The following is a 22,656-nucleotide window of genomic DNA, read 5'->3' as shown; positions in this document are numbered from 1 at the left end:
CCCGGCATAGGGCCAAGCCAACACCCATGCACGATCCGCCTACTTCTTGTCCTTGGCGAACGCCGCCTCCAGCGCCTGGTTGATTGTGCGCAGTACCTTCACCCGCGCCCAGCGCTTGTCGTTGGCCTCCACCAGGGTCCACGGCGCGATCTCGGTGCTGGTGCGGTCGACCATGTCGCCCACCGCTTCGGAATAGACATCCCACTTGTCGCGGTTGCGCCAGTCTTCCTCGGTGATCTTGTAGCGCTTGAACGGGATCTGCTCACGCTCCTCGAAACGCTCCAGCTGGGTCTGTTGGTCGATTGCCAGCCAGAACTTGACCACCACCACCCCGGCGTTGCTCAGTTGCTCCTCGAAGTCGTTGATCTCGCCGTAGGCGCGCATCCAGTCCGCCGGGCTGCAGAAGCCCTCGACCCGCTCCACCAGCACGCGGCCATACCAGGAGCGGTCGAAAATGGTGAACTTGCCACGGGCCGGGATATGGCGCCAGAAGCGCCACAGGTACGGCTGGGCACGTTCTTCCTCGGTGGGTGCGGCAATCGGTACGATGCGGTACTGGCGCGGGTCCAGCGCCGCCGCCACCCGACGGATGGCCCCGCCCTTGCCGGCCGCGTCATTGCCTTCGAACACCGCCACCAGGGCGTGCCGGCGCATGCGCTTGTCGCGCAAAAGGCCGGCCAGGCGTGCCTGTTCGGTGACCAGTTGTTCCTGGTAGTCGTGCTTGTCCAGGCGCAGGGTCATGTCCAGGGCGCCGAGCAGGCTCTTCTGGTCGATGCTGCGCCCCAGGGGCGCGACATTGCCCTGGTGCTTGCCCTTGGGATTATTGGCCAGCGCGGCCTGCAGGCTTTCGAGCAGGATGCGCCCGACCGCCAGGCTGCGGTAGTGCGGATCGACGCCTTCGACTACATGCCAGGGCGCATAGTCGCGACTGGTACGGCGCAGCACCCGCTCGCCGAAGCGCACGAAGCGGTCGTAGGTTTGCGACTGCTGCCAGTCCAGCGGGCTGATGCGCCAGTTGTGCAACGGGTCGTCCTTCAGCGCCTTGAGCCGCGCCTTCATCTGCTTCTTGGACAGGTGGAACCAGAACTTGATGATCAGCGCGCCCTCGTCGCACAGCATCTGCTCCAGGCGCTCGGCCCCGGCGATGGCCTGGTCGAGCACGGCGTCCTTGAACTGGCCGTGCACCCGCCCTTCGAGCATCTGGCTGTACCAATTGCCGAAGAACACGCCCATGCGTCCCTTCGGTGGCAGCGCCCGCCAGTAGCGCCAGGCCGGCGGGCGGGCCAGCTCTTCGTCGGTCTGCTGGTCGAAGGTGCGGACCTCGATCAGCCGTGGGTCCATCCACTCGTTGAGCAGCTTGACCGTCTCGCCTTTACCGGCGCCCTCGATGCCGTTGATCAGCACGATCACCGGAAAACGCGCCTGCTGCTTGAGTTCGTACTGGGCTTCGAGCAAGGCCTCGCGCAGGGCGGGCACTTCGGCTTCGTAGGTGTCCTTGTCGATGCTGTGACCGATTTCGGCGGATTCGAACATGGCGGGCTCCTTCAATGGATAAGCAAGATTAGCGGATCGAGCAGGATTTTTGCGCCCTCTGCGCTCACCATCGCGACACCAGGCCGCTGCCACGAACGACGCAAGCGTCTGCAGATAGCTTAAGATCCCCCCTTTGCTGCAACCGAGCCGACCATGTCCGACACCCTCCTCCCCACACAGGCCCAGATCGACTGGGATGACCAGGGCCGCCCCCACTCCCGGCAATACGACGATGTCTACTTCGCCATCAACGAAGGCATCGACGAGACCCTGCATGTGTTCATCGAGCAGAATCACCTGCGCCAGCGCCTCGCCGAGCTGCAGCCGCATGCCTGCCTGGTGATCGGTGAGACGGGCTTTGGCACCGGCATGAACTTCTTCTGTGCCTGGCAACTGTTCGCGGAGCTTGCGCCCGCCGACGCGCGCCTGCATTTCGTCAGCGTCGAGAAGTACCCGCTGGCCCGCGAAGACCTGGCCCGCGCCATGCAACTGTGGCCGGAACTGGCCGCCTTCACCCAGCCGTTGCTGGAGCAGTACGTGGCGGTCCATCCGGGCTTCCAGCAATTCAGCCTCGACGGTGGCCGCGTCACCCTGACCCTGATGATCGGCGACGCGCTGGAACAGTTGCCTCAGCTCGACGCCCGCATCGACGCCTGGTTCCTCGATGGCTTCGCCCCGGCGAAGAACCCCGACATGTGGACGCCGGAACTGTTCGCCCAGCTGGCGCGGCTGTCTCACCCCGGCACCACCCTGGGTACCTTCACCACCACCGGCTGGGTGCGTCGCTCGCTGATCGAGGCCGGCTTCGCCATGAAGAAAGTGCCGGGCATCGGCAAGAAGTGGGAAGTGATGCACGGGGTCTACAGCGGTGCGCCCGTCGCTCGCGCAGCGCCCTGGTACGCCCACCCGGCACCCGCATCGGGGCCACGCGAAGCGCTGGTGATCGGCGCCGGCCTGGCCGGCAGCGCCACGGCCCAGAGCCTGGCAGCACGGGGCTGGCAGGTCAGCGTGCTGGAACGCCACGACGGCCCGGCCCGGGAGGCCTCGGGCAATCCACAAGGCGTGCTGTACCTCAAGCTTTCCGCCCACGGCACCGCCCTTTCGCAGATGATCCTGGCCGGCTTCGGCTACACCCGCCGCTGGCTCGAGCACCTGCAGCGTGGCCAGGACTGGGATGCCTGCGGCGTGTTGCAACTGGCTTTTGATGATCAGGAAAATGCACGCCAGGCCAAGCTGGCAGCAGCCTTCGACAACAGCCTGCTGCAGCGCCTGGAACGCGCCCAGGCCGAAGCCATCGCCGGGGTCGCGTTGCCCAGCGGCGGCCTGTACTACCCCGAAGGTGGCTGGGTGCACCCGCCTGCGCTGTGCCGGGCCCAACTGGACCACCCACGCATCCGCCTGCTTACCCACGCCGATGTGCTCGAGCTGCGCCGTACCGATGGCTTGTGGCAGGCCTGGGAGGGTGAGCGGCTGCTGGCCAGCGCACCGCTGGTAGTGCTGGCCGGCGCCGCCGATATCCGCCGTTTCCCGGCGTGCGCCGGGCTGCCGCTCAAGCGCATTCGTGGGCAGATCACCCGCCTGCCCGTGACCGAAAGCAGCCGTGCGCTGCGCACCGTGGTCTGTGCCGACGGCTACGTGGCGCCCCCGCGCGGGGACGAGCACACCCTTGGCGCCAGCTTCGACTTCAACAGCGAAGACCTGACGCCAACCGTGGCCGAGCATCAGGGTAACCTGGCACTGCTCGATGACATCTCCACAGACCTCGCCGCCCGCCTGCGCACCGCCGAGCTGGACCCGGCGCAGTTGCAGGGCCGGGCGGCGTTTCGCTGCACCAGCCCGGATTACCTGCCCATCGTCGGGCCGATGGCCGATGTCGAAGCGTTCAACGAGGCCTACGCCATGTTGGGCAAGGATGCGCGGCAGGTACCGGATGTGGCCTGCCCGTGGCTGGAGGGGCTGTATGTGAACAGTGGGCACGGCTCACGAGGCCTGATCACAGCGCCGCTGTCTGGCGAACTGATTGCGGCGTGGGTCAGTGGTGAGCCGCTGCCGGTGCCCAGGGCGGTGGCCGAGGCGTGCCATCCCAACCGCTTCGCGCTGCGTCGGCTTATCCGCGGCAAGTAGCACCGGGATTGGGCGCTGCGCTCCCGAAAGCGCGCCCTTTTGCCTTGTGGTCAGCGCCGACGCGGCTGGCGCTTGCGCTGTTCTTCGTCGGTCGGGATCGGCACCGGCTGCAACGGTGGCGGGAGCAGGCCCAGGGCGACGGCGAGGTCATGGAGCCAGTTGTACATGCGTTCGTTCATATTGCCCCCTTGACGGGTCAGCCTCACGGTCAATCAATCTTGCGATGCGTCATACAGATCATAGTCCGATGTCTTGTATTGCGCATGCCTCTGTTCTTACAGATATGGGCGATTCTGACCCGGATCAAGCGCAGATGGCAGCTTCCGACGGTCGGTCAATCGTTTCGCTTTGTTGCAAATCGATCCAGGCCTGCAGATTGGCCCCGCGTTTGCCCTGGCGCCACATCAACCAGGTCATCGCATGATCGAACGGTGACTGCAAGCGGTGGGCACGCACCTGGTCGCGCCCCGGCAGGCTGTCGAGCATCGACTGCGCCATGAGTGCCACACCTGCCCCGGCGATCACGCAGGCCAGCATGCTCTGGTAGGACTCGATCTCCATCACCCGGCCCATGGGCGTGTGGGCATGGGCATACCAAGCTTCCAGGCGCATGCGGTACGAGCAGCCCTGGCGGAAGGTGAACACCGCCTTGCCGGCAACGTCACTGGCGCTGTGCACCACCGGGTGTTCAGGGCTCGTGATCAGTACCAGCGTTTCCTCGCACAGTGGCACGCCATCCAGCCCGGCCAGGTTGAGCGGGCCGTCGACCAACGCCGCATCCAGCCGATGGCTGAGCACGCCTTCGAGCAGTTCCGCACTAGGCGCCGCCTGGACCTGCAGGTTCACGGCTGGATAAGCCTGGTGATAACGCGCCAGTAGCGCTGGCAAATGAATGGCCGCAGTGCTGTACATGGTGCCCAGCACGAAATCCCCCGCTGGCTGGCCGCCCTGCACCGCCGCGAGCGCTTCGTCGCGCAGGCTGGCAAGGCGGTTGGCGTAATCGAGCAGCACCTTGCCGGCCGGCGACAGCTGCAAGCGCTGGCGCTCGCGCAGGAACAGCTCCACCCCCAGTTGCTCCTCGAGCTGACGCAGGCGCGTCGACAGGTTCGACGGCACCCGGTGCAAGCGCTCGGCGGCGCGGGTAACCGAGCCCTCCTCGGCCACGGCCTGGAAGATGCGCAGTTGGCTGAACTCCATGAGATTCTCCAAAACAGAACAACTTCATCATCATTATTCAATTTTATTGAAAGTCAATGCGCCCTACCCTGCCATCCATCGCATCCCTTCGTGCAGGAGACTTACCATGTCGCCCTTCGTGCAACTGCTGGCCAGCGCCGTGGCGCTAATGATGGCCATGGGTATCGGCCGCTTCGCCCTGACCCCGCAACTGCCCCGGCTGATCGCCGAGGGCCAGTTCGACCTGACTGCTGGCGGCCTGGTCGCCGCCGCCAACTACCTGGGCTACTTCCTTGGAGCGGTGGACGCCATGTTCGCCCGCCAGCCACGCCAGGTACGCCTGCGCCTGCATGGCGGGCTGTGGCTGTGCGTATTGCTGACCCTGGCGTCGTGGGCGGCCGACGGGTTCTGGAGCCATCTGCTGCTGCGCTTCGGCACCGGCGTGGCCAGCGCCTGGGTACTGGTGATGATCGCCAGCCTCAGCCAGCAACTGGCCAGTGCCCATGGCCGCCAGCGTCTCGGCGCACTGGTGTTCGCCGGACCCGGTGTCGGGATCGCGGTGACAGGCTTGCTGGCCTTGGCTGCGCACCTGCTGGGGCTGGATTCGGCGGCCCTGTGGCTGGTTTATGGGGTCGCCGCACTGATCATGCTGCTTGCGGTGCTGCCGTGGCTACCGCGAGCGCTCGAACCCGTCACCTTGCCCCTGGGCAACGACCGCGGCCCCAACAATGGCATCGGCCGCCTGGGCCTGGTCTACGCGCTCTACGGGATCGGCTACATTCTGCCGGCCACCTTCCTGTCGCAGATGGCCAGCCAGCAGTTCCATGGGCAATGGCTGGCCGACCTGTTCTGGCCGGCGTTCGGCCTGGCCTCGGCGCTGGGTGTGATGATCGTCAGCCTGCGCCGCCCGGGCCGCACCTCGACCTGGCTGAGCATCACCCTGTGGTTGCAAGGGCTGGGTGTACTGGCCTGCCTGCTGGGCGGCGGGGTTGGCCTGGCATTGGGCGTGCTGCTGTGCGGCGGGCCGTTCCTGGCCTGCATGCAACTGGTGATGCAGCGCTCGCGGGAACTGGCGCCCCATGCCACGCAGCGTAATGCCGGATTGTTGACCGCTTGTTTCGCCCTTGGGCAATTGAGTGGGCCGCTGCTGGCGGCGTTGAGCAGCCATTTCAGTGGGGGACTACAGCCCGCACTGGTACTGGCTGCGATAGGGATGGGATTGGCCGGGATGTTGGCCGGGGGCTTCTCGGGTCCACCAACCTGTGCCAGCCTGAGACAGGCAGGCTGACCCTGTGATGAGGCAAGCCCTTATGGGAGCTGACTTGCCTCGCGATAGGGCCGCAACTGCAGACCGCTTACCCCACCAGTTTGCGCAACTGCTGCCGCACCCACGCCTCGGCGCTGACCATGATCACCCCGAGCAGCACCATCACCGCGCCGATCACGAAGTTCAGGCTCAGCGGCTCGTCCAGCAGCAGCACGCCAAAGGTCACCCCGAACAGCGGCGTGATGAAGGAAAACACCGCCAGGTTCGACGCCAGGTACTTACGCAGCAACCAGAACCAGGTCAGGTAACTCACGAACGACACCACGATCCCCTGAAACAGCACGCTGCCCACCGCCAGCGGGGTCAGCGAAAAGTCGGCGATCTGTCCGCTCACCAAGGCGATCAGCACCAGCCCGACAAACCCCACGGCCAGCTGGTAGAACAGGGTCAGGGTCGCCGGCGCCTCGGACAACCGCGAGCCGCGCACCACTACCGTGGTAGCGCCCCAGGCCAGGCCCGCCAGGATCGCCATGGCGTCGCCCAGCAACATGCGCCCATCGAGGTGCTCCAGGGAAACACCGCCCGCGAAGGCCAGGGCAATCCCTGCAAATGCCAGCAGTATGCCCAGCCACTGCAACAGCCGCAGCCGCTCGCTGGGCATCATGAAATGCAGCCCCAGGGCGGTGAAGATCGGCGCGGTGTAGAGGAACACCGACATGTGTGCCGCCGAGGTCAGCTTCAGACCCTCGGCGATGAACAGGAACTCCAGCCCGAACAACGCGCCGGCCAGCAGCCCGGCACGCCAAGTGCTGCCCACCAGGCTCCAGCCCCCGCGGAAGCAGACCAGCAGCCCCACCAGCACCGCGGCGATACCATTGCGAAACGCCGCCTGCATCACTGGCGCGATATCCACCGCGGCGGATTTGATCAGCACCTGCTGGCAGCCCCAGATCAGGCACAGCCCCAGCATGACCTGGAAAGCAAAAGCGTCGGGGTTCTTGCGGACCGCGGTCATGGGCGGCCCCTCTGCGGGTTGAACGACATGGCAAGGCTCGGCGGTGAGAATGGATCCCGATTATCGGGGGACCGGCCTTGCCGATGCCAGTCTAAATTGACCCGCCAGCGATCTGCGCCTTGGCCGAGACGTTCTCGAAGGTGGCTTCGTCCAGGGCATCGGCCTGTTCATCGAGCACCTGGCGCGGATGTTCGAAGCCCGGAATGCTGCTGTCGATCAGGCTGAGCAGGCGCGAGCCGCGCGGGCTGAGGACGAAATTCTCGCCGTTGCCGCCTTCCGCTTCAGGCCGGCTCTCGATGAACCCCCGTTCGAAGAGGATCTTTTCGTACTTGCAAGCCTGGGCCTTGAGCCGGTTCAGATCGCCCGCCGCCTCGCCATCGGCGGCCAACGCGGCGGCATGCTGCTCGGCATACGGACGCGGCGTAAAACTGTGACCGGCGCCGTTCTGCACTTCGTGCAGCAAGCGTTCGATCAGGTCCCAGTCGTATGTGCTCATGGGTAAGCCTCCTGCTGTGGACAAGTAGGTACACAGCGTGGGACTGACAGAGGTTGCCAGGTGTTCAATCAGAAGCCGAAGGGCCACCCCATTGCTCCTCGACGGCTACAAGTCGTTCAGCATTTCACGTATGTACTCGGAAAAACTGTCCGCCACTTGATGCGCCTCACGGCTTACCGGGTCGATATCGACAACCACCCAGCCATTGTTCGTATCGAACCCCGAGCAGTACCCCTGCATGTCATCTCCGAACAGGAGGATGCCGTCCAGGGGGCGTTCATCATCTTCGTCGTAGACCTGGTCTGGGGTCAGCAGGCCCTCATACAACATGTAGGCAGCCTCACCCACTTCACCCCAGCCAAGCTCCTTCATAAAGGCAACATAATCGGCTGGCACTTGCGAATGATCGGCAATCAGTGCCGCGAGCACCTGCGCATTGACTGCCTCCAGCTTTGCAAGCAGGCCGGATGCCTTGTCCGGCTGCAGATCGTCATACCTGTCCACGACTGCTCCTTCCCTGTCACGAATCAGCCGAAACTCGATCACGACAACGCCGGGGTGGCGAACATACTTTTTGCCCCAAGCTTAGCGCCTATACAAATCGCAAAAATACTCGTTGATACATTTCCCACTCAACACTTGTTTCGAATTGAAATCCAAGGTTTGAGAGACGACAACTCCTGGTCTCAGGCTCTCTGGAAAATCTTCAATCGATGCATACTCCCCTGGCACCAGAAACCTGAAGTAGTCGCCCATACTCGTAGGCCCATCAAACCCAACGGGGAAATCCTCTCCCTCTCGAGAACCTTCGACAGCGTGATAGACAAAGAATCCTTTGTTGAAGGCAAGGCTGGCTTCACTGTAGATTCCTCGCACTTCGAGATCGCGCAACAGCTCATCCACCACGAAAGCCTTGTCTCTTCCTTGCCAGCGCCATGCCGAATACAAGTCCACCGTAAAGCCACATTTCTTCAAAGGTGGGTACGACCGAAAGACCTGAGACTCCTCCCACATAAATTCACTGAGGGTGTCCAGCATTTCCTCCGCTCCGTTCAGTGCCAGGAGCACTTTCGGAATATCACCAAAACAATTGTTCACCATGACCGCAATTCGACCAACTCTATCCATGGCTAACCATGTGTATATGGTACCGAAGCCAGGTTCCCATTGTTCATCAAGGCTCATTACCGGCTCCCCTTAGGCCATGTCACCGCGCAATTTTCGCAAGTTTTTATGATGGCGCCGGGAGGAACATCGTCTCGCCGCCAGACATCACGGGGCCTGACAGCTTCAGTAAACTTGATGTTCCCAGGCACAGCACCCTGCCTTACCAGTTGATCCGCCGCCGAAATTTCGGCGCAGGCACCCACCTTATTCTTGCAGAAGTCCGTAAACTCACCAACCTTCACTCCCAACTGCGTTTCTATATAAGCAACCGTGGCAGGATGCAGTGAATCGGCAGTAATCGACGCGTTACTGCTTCCCACCGCAACTTTTCCTGTCAGCGGATCGAAAGCACCTACCATCGTGGCACTTTTCGTCGCCTGGGTCTTGGATGGAATACTATTGATTGCCGTCAGGAGATCATGGGCGGCCTGGTTTTCAAGAGGGTTCTCGGAAAATACAAGCCCGATATCCTGCTGGTGGCTCGGGGTCACATAGACATCTCGCCCGTGCTGCCCATCAAGCTGACTTCCGCCGGTATGCGGCGTCGTGACGACCTGCCCGCCCTCGCCATACCCACCACTGCTAGGGTTCTGCGTCCCGCTCTCAACCAGCAATCCTTCGTACTTCTTCAGCCTCGGATCAAGTATGTGAATAGGCAGCCCTTCATTCTGCAGGGACACCTCGACGATCAGCTTGATCATCTGCGCGCGCTTGTTGAGATCGCTGACATTAGCCTCGATCTCGTCAATCGCCCTCGACACCGCAGCCTGCATTTCCGCCTGACGCTCTGGTGGAAGCTGGCTGGCAGCCAAAGTGGCTGCGAGCGCGCTGATCACTGCATACCCAGCATACGCGACCGGGACAAAATTCATCTGGCCAGGCGCTCGATCATCTAGCGCCGCCATACTGGTCAGTACATCACGCGCCTTGACAGGATCCTGGCCTGCCAGATCAGTCAAGTACCGAGCAACAACATCAAAGTCCTTGGTAACTTTCCCCCCAAAAATCTGGACAAGGACTGTACTGACGAGCGCCGCACGGGTCTCTTCATTGCGGCTTCCCAGTTGCCGCATAAACTGACGCATCGCTTCACGCTTATACTGAACGAAGCCTACTGCCTTGCTGACTTCATCCCAATTTTCCCCTTTGCCCACTGCCCGTGCGGTCAGGAAGAGATCACCCAGTTTCTGCAAGGCCTCTTCACTGTTCTCGCCATATTCAGCTGCACTTTGCTGCCACTGCTCCAACGTCTTCTTCGGGCTCAGAACCGCCTTGACAGAGGTATCCGACACATACAAATCAGTCCGCGATTCTCGGTCCCGAGTGATCTCGTAAGCCTTGTCCAGATCCCGATTCAGCCCGGCTACCGAGTCCTTGCCAGTCTCTGCATCCTGGCGCACGGTAACCTCACCAGCACCCACCGTGGCACGGACGATCTGCTCGCGGTCCTTTTCATACTCCCAGCCACTGAGGTTGCCGTGGGTTTCGGACTTGCCGCCGCTTGGCTGCGACCAACTGCCGCCGACGTTGAGGTAATAACCGTGCTCCTTGTCCTTGCCGGCGATATCGCTGTAACCCAGCGTACCCGTGTCGAGCTTGAGGTTGCCGTTGTCGGCGGCGATCAACGCGCCATCGAGCTGGGTGTGGTGTTCGGTGCGAATGTCGACCTTGTTCCCCCCGGTGATGCGTGTCTGCTCCTGGACCCAGTTGGTCTTGCCAGTCGTCTGTCCGTAGCCCACCGAACCGCTGACACTGGCGCCGACACCTACGGAGACCGTTGCACTCAGGTCGAACTCCTTGCCCTCGACCTTGCCGGTATCCGCTACGGAAGCAACCTTGAGATCGCCTCCCACACGGCCGATCACCTCATCGCCACGCAATTGCGCTCCGGCGATGGTGGTGTCCTTGCCACTGCTGAACTTCAGCTGGTCCCCGGCATACAGGAACGCCTGTTGCTGCTGCTCGGCTTCACGCTTCAGGTCGCCCTTGCCGATATCGACACTGGCGTAGAAACCGACCTTGCCTTCGCCAAACGCCAACCCTGCCTCGCCACCACCGTTATGACGAGTGTTTTGGCTGTTGCTGTCGTTCTGCGCCGAGCGGATGTTGACGTCGTTGGCAGCAGCGACGTCAATGTCGCGTCCGGCACGGACCTGCCCGCCGATGATGTTCACGTCATGGCTGGCATCGAGCTTGACGTCACGACCAGCGTTGAGTTGGCTCGCTGACGAAGTACCCTGCATGCTGTCCTGATCAGCGACGCCATAACTGCCACCCGCTCCCAGCTTGATCCCGCCAGTGGTCCCGCCATGGATCCCACCCCAGCTCTTGGTCTGCTGGTTTTCCTGGCTGAAGCTGCCCTTGGCTACATCAAGGTTGATGTCTCGACCGCTGATGCTGATGTCCCGCCCCGCCTGCAACTGCCCGCCCTTGATGGTGACATCGTTGCCGGCCTTGACGTTGACGTCGTGCCCGGCATCCAGGGTGGAACCACGCTGACTTTCCTCGACCACCCGCTCGCGGCTGCCTTGCTTGGTGGTACCCAGTTTCACATCGGCGGTAGGCCCGGCGAAGAACTGACTGACAGCGTCGACCGCGCGCAAGGTGCTGGAAGTCTGGCTGACACCGTTCTCACCTTTACCCGCGCCCTCGATCGCGTCCTTGGTGTTGCCCAGGTTATGGTTGATCGTGACCCCGATGCCCTGGCTCTTCTGCTCGCGCTCGTGCTCCACCAGCAGACGCTCGCGGGCGGCATCGATGTTGATGTCGCGACCGGCTTCGAGATTGATGTCGTGCTTGGCCTTGAAGTCGGAACCGGTCTGGTTGATGTCACGCCCGGCGCGAACATCCAGGTCCTGGCCTGCCTGGATCTGACTGGCGGCGGCCAGTTGCTGCTCCAGGCGATCCTTGGCCTTCTGCTGCTCGCTGCCGAGGAACAGGCTGACGCCATTGTCATCGCCGGAGACGCCGAAACCTGTGCGTTTCTCGCTCGACCACTGGTGCTCGCTGTGCTCGTTCTGCGCAGCTGCCACGTTCACGTCGCGCCCGGCATTAAGGCTGACATTGCGCCCTGCCGCAATGCCACTGCCGGTCACATTGATATCGCGTTCGGCGGTCAGGCTGGCATCCTGCACGGCGGTCAACTGGCTGCCCACACTGGTACTGCTCTGCGCCTCTTGGCCGGCCTTCTTCGCCGAGCCCACGGAGATGAAGCCACCTGACACCGAGAGCCCGGTCTTTTTCTTGTACTGTTCCGAGTGGCTGTAGGCGGTATCGTTGGCCGACACCAGGTTGATGTCACCCTCCTTGTCCACCAACCCCGCACGCAGCTCGACGTCCTTGCCGGCATTCGCTTCGCTGGCGCGCAGGCGCACATCGCTGCCTGCGGCGATAACGATGTCGTTTCCGGCATCGAGCTCGCTGCCCACCTGCGTGGCGCGGGTCTGCAGCTGGCTCTTGCCGCTCTTCGACAGGCCCAGGAAGCCGGACTTGGTCTTCTTGCTGTACTCGCCGTGCTCCTCGACGCCGGACAGCACCGCCACATCGCCAGTGGCACCGAGCATGACATCACCGCCGGCCTTGAGTTGGCTGCCGATCACCGAGACATCGCGGCCACCGTCGATGGCGATGCCACCATCGGCCTGCTTGCTGACGTTGACCGTGAGATCGCCACCGGCCTCGATCACCGAGGCGACGTTGGTGCTGTGGTAGCTCTCTTTCTGCGTCGAGCTGCTGCGACCGAACGAACCCTTGCTCTTCTTCAGGTAGTAGGACGCGCTTTCGTTCTGGTCGGAGGCGATGGTCAGGTCGCGCTCGGCGTCAATGTCGACATCGCCCTTGCCCTTGACCTGGCTGGCAATGATGGCCATGTCCTGGCCGGCAGACAGCGATACGTCGCCGCCAGCCTTGAGCGTGGTCGAGACCTGGGTGACCTGGTCCTTGGACTGGGTGACCTTCTTGCTGCGGCTGAAACTGTGCGCTTCGTTGGCGGCGGAGCTCAAGTTCAAGTCTTCGCCCGCAGCCAGGGTGAGGTTGCGGCCCGCGTCGATCTGGCTGGCCACGGCAGTGAGGTCGCGGCCGGCGCCGATGCTCAGGTCGCGACCAGCGGTGACCGTGGCGCCGTGCTGCTGCACCGTGTTGTTGCGGTGCCGGTCGCTGTAGAAGCCTTCGCGCTCCTCGACCGACAGCATGCTGACATCGCGCCCGGCGTTAAGGGACAGGTCGCCGCCGCTCTGGATCACGCTGGCGACGTTCTGGATGTCCTGACCCGCATTGAGGCTGAGGCTGTTACCGGCTTCGATGCGTGCGGCGCTGTCCAGATAGTCCTGGTGCTGGCTGGTGCCGCCGAAATTGGTGACGGCGCGCACCTGGTCGCGCTGGTTGAGGATATCGCCATTGACCGCCGTCAGGCTCACATCGCGCCCGCTGATGATGCCGCCAGCACTGTTGCTCAGGTTGTTGCCGGCCAGCAGCTCCAGCCGCTCTCCGGCCTGGACCAGGCCGGTGTTGACCAGGTTGTTGCCAGCGGTGGCGGACAGGTTGCGGCTGGCCTGCAGGGTCCCGACGTTGGTCAGGTTCTCGCCAGCGATCAGTTGTACGTCCTGGCCGGCAATCAACGCACCGTTGGGGGCCAGGCGGTTGTTGGCCTGGGCCAGGTAAAGCACCGGGACCAGGACCTCCTCGCCGTTGACCTGGTGTTTTTCCATCCACACGATGTCATGGGTCAGCGCCGCCACCTGGGAGGCCGTCAGGCCCACACCCAGGCTCAGCTGGAGCTGGTCCTTGCTGCGGATGGCGTTGTCCATCAGGTACTTGAACAGCTGATCGCCAGAGGTCTGGCCATCGATGAACTGCTGGCCGGTACGCGCCACCACCGCTTGCTGGATCAGGCGCTGCTCGTAGAGTCCATCACCCAGGCGCTTCCAACTCTGGTCCGGGTCGTAGCCAAGGTTGCCGAGCAGATAGTCCGAGCTCATGAACTGCTTGAGGTCGGTGAGGACCGGGTTGGTCTCGATCAGGTACTTGTGGGGCTTGCTGTTGTACTGGCTGTCCGGCATCCGAGTGACCCCAGGGATGTCAGGACGAGCACTGATTCCCAAGTTGCCACCGGCAGCCAGCTCGCGAACATCGGCACCGGGATGTCGCTGCGGGAGGGCTACATCAACCGGCGCGCCATTCGGCGCGTTGACACCGATGGCACTGGCATTGCCACCGACGGCGCCACTCTGATGGGCGATTCGGTCGATTTGTTGATGATTCTGTTCTAATGCTCTGGCATCCATGGCCTGCAGCGCCCCAGGCTGGGTGCCGGACACCATCGCCTGACGCTCCTGGATCGTGACGTCTGCGCCGCCTAGCTTCCAGCTTTGGGCCGGGCTACCCGAAGCGCTCCCACCCTGTCCACTCAGACGGAACAGGCCATTCTGGCCGGTGGGTAACGTGAAGCCGCCCAAGGCAAGCGGATTGACCTGCTGTTGTGCAAGGTCAGGGGGAAGTTGGGCATGGATATTGATAAGCGTACTGCCCGACGCCCCTGGCAATTTCGGATCGAACGCCTTGCCTGCTGGGGCATTAATCGTCACCCCCTCCTGGATGACGCTGTTGCTCAGATCCTTGGTCGCGTTGATGCTGACCCGACCGCCAGCCTGGACCACGGCATTCGCCGAACCAACCTGGGTGTCATGCACGATAGTGCGCTTGTCGAAGAATGTGACACCTTGGATCTGCGAGGGCAGCGGCGCCCTCACATCAGGGTTGTATGCCGGCGCAATATTAAGCGCACTGATCGCGAAATCGTCGGACCAACTCTTCCAACCGATGGTGACGACTGTGTTGTAGTTTGCGGTACCGCCGAGACGAGTCGTAGGCCTGCTCCGGGACTCGTTCCAGTTGGCATCCCACAGACGGATCGTACCTACCAGATTTCTAGGATTGTTACTGGCGACCCTTGTATACCCTGGGTCGTTGGCTGCGTTGTAGCGCATCACTGCTGCAAAGTACGGAATAGCGTATTTGACCCTGTCGACACCCGAAAGCGCGAACGACTTCAACTCCGTATAGGTACCAAGAGCCTCGCCTTTGTTGAGGAAGTCCTGGACATTGACCGCGATGTCACGTTGAGCGGTGATTACCGAAGCCGAGTTTTCCAACCGGCCACCAAGCACGAACATATCGCGACCAGCTCGGATGGCCCCGGCAGGCGAATCAATCTCTACCTTTCTCTCGAAATACTCCTCAAGCACCATGTGGCCAGCGCCAGAACCCGTCTGGCGCATGCCAATCGAGCTCCACGTCGGTGTCCCCGTGGTCTTGAAAATTTCTTTTCGGTTCTCGATGGCCTGCGCATTCAGGCGCATGTCCCCGGCACTCTCGAGGCTGCCGGAAATGTTCTCCACCTTGTTCGCCAGCCCGCCCGCGGCATTGCCGGCCACCGTCAAGCCACCCAGGCTGTAGACGTCGCCATAGAAGTTGGTCAAGGCGCCGGTATACAGCTGCATGTCCCCGCCGCTAAACAGCAGCCCACGGTCATTGCGCAGGCTGCCGCTGGTCACCCGCACCAACTGGTTGCCACCCAAAGTCCCCAGGTTGTTCACGCTACCGGCGTTGACCAGCAGATCCCCCGCCGAACTCAGCCGCCCCTGGTTGGTCAGCAGGCCCACCACATTGACCGTGGTGTTGCCTACGCCCGTGATGCTGCCATTAGCGCCAAGGGTCATCTGCGCCGCGCTCAACCCCAGTGTGCCCTGGCTGCTGGCCCGGCCATTGCCGTCGTAGCTGCCGCCCAGGTTCAGGCTAAGATCGCCGTCACTGGCGATCAGGCCATCGTTGCTCCAGTTGCCACCATTGCCCACCAGGCTGTCGAATGCCAGCAACTGGCCGCCGGCGGTCTGGGTGAGGTTGTTGACATTGACCGTCAGGCGCCCGGCCTGGATGGCGCTGCCGTTGGTCCAGCTGTCTGCGGTCAGGGTCAGGCCGCCGCGGGTGCTGAGGCTGCCGCCGGCACGGGTAAGGTTGGCGGTGTCGATGTCGAACACGCCCTTGCCGGCGTGCAGCACCTTGCCACCGACGTTCTGCAGCAGGCCGGCGCCGAGGGTCAGGTCACTGTTGCCGATCTCCACCTGGCCATTGCGGTTGTCGAACAACCCGCCAATGGCGAACTGGCTCTTGCCGCTGGTACCCACGGCACGCAGTTGCCCGCCCTGGTTGTCCAGAGTGGCGGCCGTGATGGCGAGGGTACTGGCGCTTTCGATGATGCCGGAGTGGTTGTCCAGGGCGCCGCTCAGCCCAAGTTCGATACGCTGGCCGACCATCTCGCCGCGCGCGTCGCCGCCGTTGAGCAGGCTGGCGCCGGTGACCTTGAGCAGGCCGCCGGCGGAGATGCCGCCATCGCGGTTGTCCAGCTGCCCGGTGCGGATCACGGTATCACCGCCGAGCGCGGCGATGCGCCCGCCGTGGTTGTCGAGGCTGGCGCTCTGCACGTCCAGGCTCAGCGCCTGGAGGATGCCGCGCTGGCCAGTGGCGTCGCTGCCGTTGCGCAGCACGCCGGTGGTGTGCACGCCCAGCGCCTGCTTGAGGCTGGCGAGGATGCCGCCGCGGTTGTCGAGGGTGTCGGCGGTCACGGTCAACGCGCCATCCTGGGCGTTCAGCTTGCCACCCTGGTTGTCGAGCACGCCGGTGGTCTGCGCGGTGATCGCGCCCTTGGCCTGCACGGTGCCCTTGGCGTTGTTCAGGCTGGCCGCCTGCAGGCCTACGTCGCCCTGCTGGCTGTAGATCAGGCCATCGCCCGAGTTGTTGAGCGCCCCGCGGCTGTCGAGCGTGAGCGGGCCATTGGCGGCCAGCGTGCCGCGCTGGCTGTTGTCGACGCTGGCGGCCAGCACCTTGAGCAGGCCCTGGCTGGCGATCTGGCCAGCCTGGTTGTCGACCAGGCCGGCGCGCTGGATCAGCAGGTCCTTGCCGGCGAACAGCGTGCCCTGGCGGTTGAGCAGCTCGCCGAGCAGGTCGAGGGTCAGCGCGCCCTGGGCGGCGAGGTTGCCGTCGTTGTTGTTCAGGCTTGCGGCGGTCAGGCCCAGGTCCTGGCGGGTGGCCACGCGGCCGCCGTGGTTGTCGAGGGCACCGGCGCTGATGACCAGTTTTTCCCCGGCATCGATCAGGCCGCCGTCATGGTTGTCCAGTGCCGCCGTGATGGTCAGTTGCTGGCCGCTGCCGCTGGAGAGGATGCCCTTGGCGCTGTTGTCCAGGCTGGCGGCCTTGACGTCCAGGCGTTGCTGGGCAACCAGCGCGCCGCCGTCGCTGTTGCGCAGCGCGCCGGTCACGGTCGCCTTCACGGCGCCGGAGCGGCTCGACAGGGTGCCCTGCTGGCGGTTGTCCAGGCCCTGGCCGGTCACGCTCAGGCCCTGCCAGCCCGAGACCAGGCCGTTGCGGTTGTCGATGGCGCCGCTGGTGATGGCCAGCGTCTGTTCGCTGATCAGCTTGCCGTCACGGTTGTCCAGCTCGCTGACGTCCAGTTGCAGGGCCTGGGCGGTGGAAATCTCGCCACCCTGGTTGTGCAGTTTGGCCAGGTTGACCAGGGTCAGCGGCCCGGCGGTGGTGATCAGGCCCGCGCCGTTGTCCAGGTCGGCGCCGCCCAGGTCCAGCGCGAGGCTGCTGCCGAGCAGCTTGCCGGCGTGGTTGTCCAGGCCTTTGCTGGTGAGGGCGAGCGCGTCCTTGGCTTCGATGCGGCCGCCGTCGCGGTTGCTCAGCGCGCCGGCATGAATCTCCAGCGACTGGGCGCCGATCAGGCCCTTGAGGTTGTCCAGGCGCTGGCTGACCCGCAGCAGCAGGCGCTGGTCGCTGAGCAGGCGGCCGTTGCCGTTGTCCAGTTGCTCGGCAGCGACGGTGAGGGCCTGGGCACTGGAAATCTCGCCGCCCTGGTTGGCCACGGTCTTGAGGTTGTCCAGCTGCAGCGACGGCGCATTGATCAGGCCGCCACGGTTGTCCAGGTGGCCGTGGCCCAGGTCGAGGTGGACCGAGGTGTCGCTGAACAGCTTGCCGCCCTGCTGGTCGAGGCCGGTGACCGTGGCGGTGAGTGCTTCGCGGCTGCCCACGCGGCCGCCGTCGCGGTTATCGAGCTGGCCCGCGTGCAGGTCGAGGGTGCGGTTGCTGCTGATGCTGCCCTGGCGGCTGTTGTCCAGGTGGCCGGTGCTGAGGGTCAGCGCGCCCTTGCTGGAAATAACGCCCTTGTCGGTGTTGTCCAGGCTGGCGCTGGCCAGGGTGATGTCGCTGTCGCTGAGCAGCTCGCCGCCCTGGTTGAGCAGCGCGCCGCCCGTGGTCAGTTTCAGGCTGCCGGCGCTGTCCAGTTTGCCGGTGCTGTTGTCCAGGCTGTGCGCGGCCAGTACCAGTTGGCCCTCGGCGCTGAGCAGACCGAGGCGGTTGAGGGCCGCGCCGGTCAAGGTCAGGGTCATGTCCCGCTGGCTGGTCAGGCGGCCGCCGTCGTTGTCCAGGCTCAGGCCGGTCAGGGTCAGGCCGGTCTGGGCCTCGAGGCGCGCCTTGTTGCGGTTGAGCAGCGATTGCAACGCCAGGGTCATGCCGGTGCCAGCGACCAGCAGGCCGCCGTCGCTGTTGTCCAGCGAGGTGCCGGTGACCGCGACAGCGGCCTTGCCGGTGATCTCGCCGCCACGGTTGTCGATGCGGTCGACCTCCAGGGTCAGCGCGCCATTGCTGCCGAGCAGCCCCGCCTCACGGTTGTCCAGCTCACCACCCTGTATCCGCAGTTGCTCGAGGCTGACCAGCGAACCGGCGTGGTTGAGCAAGGTGCCGGCCTGGACCTCGCCCCGGCCTTTGCCGGAGACCTTGCCCTTGCTGTTGTCCAGCGTCGCGGCCACAAGGTTGAGGGCGGTGTCGCCCACCAGGGTGCCCTGGCGGTTGTCCAGGCGACCGTCGACGGTGAGCACCAGGCCGGCGCGGCTGCTGACGGTGCCCTCGCGGTTGTCGAGGCTGGCGGCGTGCAGGTCCAGGCCCTTGGCCGAGACCAGGCCTTTGGTGTTGTCCAGCGCCTGGGCGATACGCACCGTCAGCGCCTGCTCGCTGAGCAGCTTGCCCTGGCGGTTGTCCAGGGAGTCGGCCACAAAGGTGAAGCCTTGCGGGCTGGTGATTTCGCCGTTGTGGTTGTCGACGCGGCCGAGGTTGTTCAGTACCAGCACCGGGGCCTTGATCAGGCCGTGGTTGACCAGCGCGCCCTGGCCCAGGTCGAGGGTGATCGAGGCCTTGCTCAGCATCCGTCCGGCCTGCTGGTCGAAACCGCTGGCGGTCAGGTGCATGGCGCCATCGCTGTCGATGCGGCTGTCGCTGCCCGCGTTGTTGACCTGGCCGGCCTTGAGCGTCATCCGGTCGTTGCCGACCACATGGCCGCTGTCACGGTTGTCGAGGGTGCCGGTGACGATGTCGATGGCCCCCTGGGCGCCGACCTCGCCGGCGCGGTTGTCGAGGCTGGCACTGCGCAGGTCGAGGGCGCCGTCGGCGGTGATCGAGCCGCGCTGGTTGTCGACCTTGCCGGTGGTGGCCAGGGTCAGCTTGCCGGCGCTGCTCAGCTCGGCGTCGCTGTTGTCGAGGCTGGCGGCGCCGATGTCGAGGTCACCCTCGCTGGTCAGCAGCCCCTTGCTGTTGTCGAGCGCCTGGCTCAGGCGCAGGCGTGCGCCCTGCTCGGCGGAAACACGCCCGTCGCGGTTGTCCAGGGTCTGGCCGTCGAGGGTCAGTTGGCCCTTGCCGCGCAACAGGCCCTGGGCCTGGTTGATGACCTCGGCCACCGTCAGCGCCAGGTCGGTATCGGCCAGGACCTGGCCGCCGGTGTTGTCCAGGCGCTGCCCGGTGAGGCTGAGCGCCTTGGCCGCGGACAGTTCGCCGCCGCGGTTGTCGACGCTGTCCACGGTCAGGTGCATGCCCTGCCCGGCGCCGATCACGGCGCCCTGGCGGTTGACCAATGTACTGCCCTTGAGGGTCAGCTTGCCGTCGGCGGACAGCTTGCCGCCCAGCTGCTCCAGGCGCGTGACCTGGCCATCGAGATCGCCGCCGCTGGTCAGGCTGCCGCCACTGTTGTCCAGGTGCGCGGCGACCAGGTCGAGGTTGCCCTTGGCGCCAAGGATGCCGAGCTGGTTGAGCAGCTCGCTGCCGCTGTAGCGGGCCCCGGCCTGGCCGCTGACCAGGCCCTGGTCGCGGTTGTCGAGGTGGTCGATGGTCAGTGTCAGTGCGCCGTCGGCCTCGATCTTGCCGCCGCGGTTGTCCCAGCGCTGGCCCTGCAGGGTCAGCAGGTCCTTGCCCACCAGGCGGCCACCGCGGTTGTCGAACTGCCCCGCGTCGATATGGGTGGCGCGCACGCCGTTCACCAGGCCCTTGGCCTGGTTGTCCAGGAGCCCGCTGACCGTGGCGGTGAGCGTGCCGTCGCTGAGCAGCTTGCCTTGCTCGCGGTTGTCGAGGCTGGCGGCGTTCAACGTCAGCGCCTTGTCGGCAGCCAGCACGCCTTGGCGATTGTCCACCGCCTGGGCGATGGCCAACGCCAGCGCCCCGCCAGTGACCGTACCCTCACGGTTGTCGAGGCTGTCTGCCGTTACCTGGCCGAGGCCGGTGCTGGAAATCTCGCCGTGGCGGTTGTCGATGGCTGCGCCCGTGACCAATGCCAGGCCCGACTTGCTGGTGACCACGCCGCCCTGGTTGTTCAGGGTCAGGGCGCGGATATCCAGGCCGTCGGCCGACACCAGGCCATCGAGGTTGTCGAGCAACTGGTCGAGGCGCACGGTCAGGGCCTGTTCGCTGTAGAACTTGCCGCCCGTGTTGTCGAGGCTGCGGCCCGCCAGGGTGAAGGCGCCCTTGCCGAAGATCTCGCCACGCTGGTTGTCGATATCGGCGATCTGGCGCAGGTGCAGCTGGTTGGCGGCGATCTTGCCGTCGCGGTTGTCCAGCTGGCCATGGTTCAGGTCCAGGGTCAGCGCAGTGACGCTGCTCAGGTGACCGCCCTGCTGGTCGAGCCGGCCGACATTGACGTTGACTGCCTGGTTGCCGCTGATATGGCCGCCCTGGCCGTTGTTGAGGGCCTGGGCGGTCAGGTCGAGGGTGGCCTGGCTGGCGATCCGGCCGCTGCGGTTGTCGACCAGCCCCTGGCTGGTGACGGTGATGCCGCGGTTGGCCAGGACCTTGCCAGTGCGGTTGTCCAGGCTGCCGAGGTTCAGGGCCAGGGTGTCGAGGCTGGACAGTTCGCCGGCCTGGTTATCCAGATGGGCCCAGGTGGCGTTCAGCGCGCCCTGGCTGGTGATCTGGCCACGGTCGCCGTTGAGCAGCTGGCCCCCGGTGAGGGTCATGCGCCCGTCGGCGAAGACCTTGCCCTGCTGGCGGTTGTCCAGGGTCGCGGCATTGACGCTGAGGTCGCGCCCGGCGCTGAGGCTACCGCCCTGGTTGTCCAGGTGGGTGCCGGTGGAGAGGGTCAGGTCGCCGCTGGCGATCAGGCGCTGGTTGCGGTTGTCCACCGCACCGGCGCTGATCTTCAGGTCGGCGCCGGCCACGCGCTGACCATCGATGTTGATACCCGCCTGGATACCGCCAAGGTTGCTCAGTTGGCCGCCAGCGTTCAACTGTACCTGGCCCCCGGCGGTCAGCCCCTGGCGGTTGACCAGCTCGCCGCGGCTGTCCAGCTGCAGTTGCTGGCCGGCATGCACCGGGCCCTGCGCATCGATAGCCGCCGCCTGCAGGCGTACGTCGCCGCTGGCGCTGGCCTGGGCCATGTGCAACTGGCCGTTGGCCTCGAGCTGGATATCGCCGCCGCTGGCGATCATCCGCCCGTCCAGGCGCACGCCCACCCCGGCCTCGGTGCCCACCAGCCTGACCGCGCCGGCATACATGCCGCCCAAGGCGCTGGAGTCGATGGCCAGGCTCGGCTTGGCACTGCCGTCATCCTGGCGTGCCGTGGCCGCCAGGGTGCTGGCATCGACATCGTTGCGCCCGGCGACGATGGCCAGGTTGCGCGCCTGGATCTCGGCGTTGATTTTCGTGCTGCGGGCAATCAGCTCGAAGCTGTCGACATTGCTGGCGTTGAGCCCCGCCCCTTCGATGGCGATATGGCCCTGGTCGACCTGATAACGGCTCAGCTGGCCGTTCTCGAGCACCGGCTTGCCGGTGCTGAGCGTGGCCTGTGGCGTGTTGATGAAGCCGCAGCCATCGCAGGTGATGCCGTGGGGGTTGGCGACGATGACATGCGCCCCGCGTCCGGCCACTTCGGTGTAGCCGCGCAGCTGGCTGGCGTTGGCGCCGTTGACCTCGTTGAGGATGACGCTGGCCGCCGTCCCCCGCAGGTTCGGGTTGCCGAGGATGATGCCGCCCAGCTGGGTGGCCTGGGTCCGCTCGGTGGCGTTGTTGAGGATCAGCCCTTGCTGGCCGACGTTGTAGTCGCTGAACTGGTTGTGCGACAGGCCGCTGCCGTTGGGCGCGGCGATATTGACGATGGGCACGCCGTTGCCCGTCTGCCCCAGGCTGGTGCCCGGCCCGCTGACCATCACGCCTTCGGCGGCCTGTGCCCAAAGCGGCTGCCAGAACATGGCGTTGGCCAGCAGCAGCGCCAGACCGCGCTTGGGCAATCCGCAGAACTGCTCGCGCGGCTGAATTTTGGCCGAGCGTTGGCGGGCCAGGAAGGCAAACAGGCGGACGTCCATGTCAGGTCTCGTGAATCAGGCGGTCAGGTACTCATGCTTGCCAGCGCTACGGCAAGCATGGGCGAAAAAGAGCGTGAGATACTATTTAGCCATCACTGAAGCGTCAAATTAATATCGTCAAAAAATAGTATCTGGATGACGGCACCTGTCCCGCCAGTCGCCCGCGCTGAACTTCCGGCCAGCCAGCGACCTCCACCGCAGGAATCGA

At 64.7% G+C, this 22,656-nt stretch carries 10 protein-coding genes; 2 read left to right on the top strand and 8 right to left on the bottom strand.

Translation table 11 applies throughout. The features are described from left to right. Nucleotides 1–39 precede the first annotated feature (39 nt). Nucleotides 40–1,533, bottom strand: a complete 1,494-nt coding sequence (gene pap, locus LU688_RS08140; RefSeq protein ID WP_038705626.1) for a polyphosphate:AMP phosphotransferase — start codon at nucleotides 1,531–1,533, stop codon at nucleotides 40–42. A 153-nt stretch (nucleotides 1,534–1,686) separates the two neighbouring features. Here pap and mnmC point away from each other — a divergent pair, with 153 nt between their 5' ends. Continuing rightward, nucleotides 1,687–3,657, top strand: coding sequence for a bifunctional tRNA (5-methylaminomethyl-2-thiouridine)(34)-methyltransferase MnmC2/FAD-dependent 5-carboxymethylaminomethyl-2-thiouridine(34) oxidoreductase MnmC1 (gene mnmC, locus LU688_RS08135; RefSeq protein ID WP_160291257.1), 1,971 nt, complete (start codon nucleotides 1,687–1,689; stop codon nucleotides 3,655–3,657). Between the two features lie 50 nt (nucleotides 3,658–3,707). Here mnmC and LU688_RS08130 read toward each other — a convergent pair whose 3' ends face one another. Continuing rightward, nucleotides 3,708–3,836 (bottom strand): PA1414 family protein, encoded by a 129-nt coding sequence (locus tag LU688_RS08130; RefSeq protein ID WP_256206021.1) that lies wholly within the window; start codon nucleotides 3,834–3,836, stop codon nucleotides 3,708–3,710. A gap of 124 nt (nucleotides 3,837–3,960) precedes the next feature. Beyond that, nucleotides 3,961–4,854, bottom strand: a complete 894-nt coding sequence (gene ptrR / locus LU688_RS08125) for a putrescine utilization regulator PtrR (RefSeq protein ID WP_160291256.1) — start codon at nucleotides 4,852–4,854, stop codon at nucleotides 3,961–3,963. A 106-nt stretch (nucleotides 4,855–4,960) separates the two neighbouring features. Here ptrR and LU688_RS08120 point away from each other — a divergent pair, with 106 nt between their 5' ends. After that, nucleotides 4,961–6,121: an MFS transporter gene (locus tag LU688_RS08120; RefSeq protein ID WP_160291255.1), complete on the top strand. Its 1,161-nt coding sequence runs from the start codon at nucleotides 4,961–4,963 to the stop codon at nucleotides 6,119–6,121. 67 nt (nucleotides 6,122–6,188) lie between these two features. On the opposite strand, the gene LU688_RS08115 is transcribed toward LU688_RS08120, so the two are convergent. The 5 genes from LU688_RS08115 to LU688_RS08095 all read right to left on the bottom strand — a co-directional run bounded on the left by LU688_RS08115 (nucleotide 6,189) and on the right by LU688_RS08095 (nucleotide 22,448). Then, entirely contained in the window at nucleotides 6,189–7,115 is a 927-nt protein-coding gene (locus LU688_RS08115) for a DMT family transporter (RefSeq protein ID WP_104444288.1), read from the bottom strand. Between the two features lie 91 nt (nucleotides 7,116–7,206). Next, nucleotides 7,207–7,611 (bottom strand): transcriptional regulator, encoded by a 405-nt coding sequence (locus LU688_RS08110; protein ID WP_160291254.1) that lies wholly within the window; start codon nucleotides 7,609–7,611, stop codon nucleotides 7,207–7,209. Between the two features lie 105 nt (nucleotides 7,612–7,716). Continuing rightward, entirely contained in the window at nucleotides 7,717–8,115 is a 399-nt protein-coding gene (locus tag LU688_RS08105; protein WP_094010742.1) for an SMI1/KNR4 family protein, read from the bottom strand. Nucleotides 8,116–8,196: 81 nt separating this feature from the next. Next, nucleotides 8,197–8,796 carry a hypothetical protein gene (locus LU688_RS08100; RefSeq protein ID WP_094010743.1) on the bottom strand — a complete coding sequence of 200 codons (600 nt, stop codon included), beginning with the start codon at nucleotides 8,794–8,796 and terminating at the stop codon, nucleotides 8,197–8,199. Continuing rightward, nucleotides 8,796–22,448: a hemagglutinin repeat-containing protein gene (locus tag LU688_RS08095; RefSeq protein ID WP_289678346.1), complete on the bottom strand. Its 13,653-nt coding sequence runs from the start codon at nucleotides 22,446–22,448 to the stop codon at nucleotides 8,796–8,798. The genes LU688_RS08100 and LU688_RS08095 overlap by 1 nt, the downstream gene beginning before the upstream one ends. Nucleotides 22,449–22,656 lie beyond the last annotated feature (208 nt).

Origin of the sequence: Pseudomonas soli, assembly GCF_021283165.2 — a bacterium.
Taxonomy (GTDB): Bacteria; Pseudomonadota; Gammaproteobacteria; order Pseudomonadales; family Pseudomonadaceae; genus Aquipseudomonas; species Aquipseudomonas soli.
This window is presented reverse-complemented; position numbering and strand designations above follow the sequence as displayed.